Raw genomic sequence first — 4,075 nt, 5'->3', positions numbered from 1 at the left:
CTACTAACCGCACCACAGCCATTCATGGCATGGATATCCCGTATGATTGTTTTAGTGGAGAGCGGGCGCTGCCGGGGCCCCGCCCGCCGTTAGGCAAATCAGGCAGTGGGGGCGAGGATCACCCAGGCCCAGGCGGTGCCGAGCGTCGGTCCGACAGGGATCCAGCGCTCATCCGGCTCAAGTCGCGTGAGCGAGGATCGGCGAACCTCCCGGACACCCGTCGCAGGGAACACCACGTAGCGCGTTACGGAGTTCGCCGGGGTATCGGACCAGGCGGCGTTCTCACGGATACCCGGCTCGCCGCCATAGACCGCGCGCATGGCATCCCACTCCTCGACGTGCGGAACCCGACCGCCGGCTTTGGCCGCGGCGGCGGAGGCGTACCCCCACATCATCTCGGATCCCAGGTCGACGAGATGGAGGACGCCACTCACCGAAACCGGGTAGGACGCCGTAGCACCCTTCGCGTCGGTCACCGTGACGACGGCATCGCCATTGCGCAGCGACACCACGCGCCCAGTCGCCTCGTCAACCTCGACGGCGCCACTGCTCGCCGAGTAACGATACGGCGGTACGCCACCCGTCGCCATCCGCGCCACAAAAGCGCCAGCCGGCGGGACAGTTACGCGCTCTTCGGTACGGATGATCGGTGCCGAGAGGGTCGCTGGGGTTGAGTCAATACTCAAAGGCACTTTCAGCTCCCCGACGACCAATTCAAGCCAGGGCGAGGAGATCTGTACCAATGGTTCGGTTCGCAAACCATGGCCCGAACGGACGGGGGTATGGACAGCCACGCTATAGCGAATGCGAAGGCGCCCGCCCGCGACACGCGCAACTTCCTCCCCTGGTACGCGGAAGGTGAGAATGCCGTCGGCTCCGAGATCCGCACCCGACAAGGACGCGTTGAAGAACGTAGGCGTCCCATCCGCGCGCTGGCCGGTCCACTCCAGGAAGCAACGGTCATCGCGATCGAGTCCGGGCCACGCAAGCACGTCGACATGTGCGCCGCCTGCCGTACGGTCAGGATCGACCGATCCAGCATGAGCCTCGCTCAGAGCCGGCGGCTGCAGTGGCTGCACTTGCCCCACGACCGTAAGATGGCGCCGTTTGGACCGCTTGGGTACTCCGTCCAGAACGAATGCATAACTCACGGACACTTCGCCCCCGGCGAGCTCTGTTACGCGAGCATTTGGTACGGAGAAGTCAAGCGTCTGACCCGGCCGCTGTACGCGTTGTTCTTCGGTCCGATACACCAGCGCCTTTCCGGTCGCGGTGACACCCTCCCAGAGGATAGAGATCGATGTACCTGCCGGCACGGGATGATTCTCGACGCGTACGATAACGGGCCGGGTGCCTACGACTTCGAGCTTCAGTTCACGGCCAATATCATCGGTCGTTCCCGTAACCCAAGGCGCGGCAGGGAGGCTGCCTTCGTCGGGAGGCACCCGGACCACCGCGGACGGTGACCAGCGAGACCAGTTCCCGACGATGTCATACACCTGGTAGCAAACCGTGACGTCCTCGCCAGCAGTCGACTTCGCCATTTCACGGTCGATGGGGATACGAACCGGACGCCCGACTTCATCCACCGAAAGCGCTGGCCGCGTGATTGCCATGCCCTGCCAGCGGACGCTCAACGTGTCGCCCGCAGACATGTGCTCATACGGCTGGATCACGACGGCCACACCGCCGAAATCATCGGGAAGCGGGTTGGGGGACACGCTCGGCGGAGCGAGGCGCTCGTTCAAGTAAGGAGTCGATGGTGTTTCATCCAACCCGCCGGGAACGGTGAATTTCACGATGATGGGCGCGGAATCAGAGACCTGAGACTCCCCCGAATCCACGGTTGTGAGTTTGGCCGCCACTGCCATCAAGCCTTCACCGTGCTCGTAGATCCGCGCCACGTCAATGCTGATAAGCGGCGCCCAGTCCTCCTCCGTGCGATACACATGGCTCGCGACAGGGGCGAGAGAGGGACCCCAGAGAATCTCAATCGTATCTCCGGCGACGAGCCGACCCCATTCCTTGACCTGCGCGGTGACGCAACGCCACGGGTTTTCAATGACGTCGTCATAACCTAGTCCGCCATCAGCCGCCTCGCGAATGATCGGAGGCGCAAGTGCACGAAGAGTATCCTGTTCTTTCATAATCTTTCTCCTTGGTTGTTGCGCTATACCCGGCTCAAAACCGAACCTTGATCGTCACGTTCTTCGACGCTGAGAAGCCCGGACCCGCCGCGTTGTTAATCGTGTGGGAATACTCGAAATGACCGTGCACCAGCGTCTTTGCGGGATCGATTGGGAACTTCATGTCGACGTAGATGAGATCGCCGGTGACCGGGTCTGGATCAGCCTTCGCAACCAGGTCACCTGGGACGATGATGCGATCGATGCGGAAGTCCGCCTCAGGTACACGGTTGCCATCGTCGTACCTGTCAAATGCCGTGAACGTAATTACGACCTTGTCACCAGCGTTCATGTTCGCGTAGCCGAAAAGACGAAGCGGTGTAAATCCGTCTACGAAGTCCCGTCCTTCAAGTCCGTAGGCCTTGCCGAGTCCCTCCCAAGCACGGGCTTGCAGGAAAATCGACGGAGCGAGTTGGAGGCCCGCACCAGGAAGTGCCTGCGCGGAGTCGATTCGGATAAGTTGCGCAGGAGACTGTGCGACGGCGGTATGCGGACTCGTCGAAAGCTCACGGACCACGTCGTACGAAAGAGCAGAGAAACCAGCGTGCTCGTTTAGCTCCTTGGCGGAGATGTTTACGTAGATCGGGTAGGCCTCTCCATCGAAGGTGTGAGGGGCGCCCACCACGGTGTCACCCATCTTCACGTAAATCGTGTCTCCACGCTCGAATGCGGGAATGACCCGGGACGATGCGTTGGTGTCGTTACCGATACGGACCGTTGCGGGCTTTGTCGAGTCGGCAAAAGTGATGACATTGTCCTCGTCGGCGTCGACGCCGCGCAGTACGGGCTTGTCCAATGCCTCGTGCTCGGGTGTGGCAGGTACCGGATCTGCTCCGCCGGGGAGGGTGAAATCACATGAATAGGTGGCACTGTCAGACCAACTATTGACGCCCGCACGGCGATGGAGATATCGCGCAGTGATCTCGAACGGAGCGGTGGTCTCCCGAGCGGCCAGTTTCCACATGGTCGCGTAGTCGATTGAAAGCGTCTTGAGGGGGCCGCTACCGATATCCTCAGGTTCGATCTCTACTTCGCCGAATGCTTTCGTACCAAGATAGAGCTGGATAGTGTCTCCGGCTTTAGCTTGCGGCGTGAGGGCAGGAATCTCTACAACGAGACTGGGTCGAATATCGGCGTCACTAACCAACCCATCGTCTCCACCCTTGATACCAGGAGGCGGAAGCCGCTCGGGTCCGCCCTTAACCGCCAAGTTGAGCGGTGTCACTGCGGAATTGGGGCTCTTCAGGCCCACGGGATCGACGACGTAGTAGTAAAAGTCGACGCGACCGGTGCCATCAATCTGCTCGAGGAGGAGCCGATCAAAGCGGACAGTGATCGGGCTGCCATCTGTTGAGGCAGAGAGGACAGCCGCAGGAAAATCAAGGGCCGACTCACGATGGTGCATGTAGACGTGAATCACGTCTGCAGGATGGACGTCAGCGTAGTCCGGGATGATGCCGACCAGCTCAGCGTTCGGGAGCGACAGCAACGTGGCCAGCGAAAGACCTTCGAAGATCACAGACTCGCTGAAACGGATTCCGGGCAGAAGGCGGCCTCCCGCCGGGGTTCGATCCAAGTCAATGAGCGTCGCACCAGAGAGAGCCTGGCGGCCGAAACCATCGGGGTACACGCGGTACGATAGCGCGTGGAAGCCGTCAGCCAGCTCGTCGATGCGCGTCGTTGGAATGCGCAGTTCTACATAGTCGTCCTTCATAGCGACATATTCCGTCGCCGATGCGGCACTTTCGTCGCCATCTACGATCGCGATAAAGCGGTCGCCAGGCAGTGATCCCGATCCTGGTACATCGACGATCGGTGCCTGTACGAGCAGGAAGGGATTTGTGGCGTCCGGAGGAATCCGACCATCTGGCAGCGCGCCTGGTACGCGC

2 protein-coding genes are annotated in these 4,075 nt (G+C 61.1%); both read right to left on the bottom strand.

The genetic code is table 11. The features are described 5' to 3' along the window. Positions 1-98 precede the first annotated feature (98 nt). Positions 99-2,147, bottom strand: coding sequence for a hypothetical protein (locus tag ACTHLF_RS20435; protein WP_440329944.1), 2,049 nt, complete (start codon positions 2,145-2,147; stop codon positions 99-101). Positions 2,148-2,181: 34 nt separating this feature from the next. Next, a partial coding sequence (locus ACTHLF_RS20430) for a hypothetical protein (RefSeq protein WP_440329942.1) occupies positions 2,182-4,075 on the bottom strand: 1,894 nt, incomplete at its 5' end.

The organism is Luteibacter sp. (assembly GCF_051958795.1).
Classification (GTDB): domain Bacteria; phylum Pseudomonadota; class Gammaproteobacteria; order Xanthomonadales; family Rhodanobacteraceae; genus Luteibacter.
This window is presented reverse-complemented; position numbering and strand designations above follow the sequence as displayed.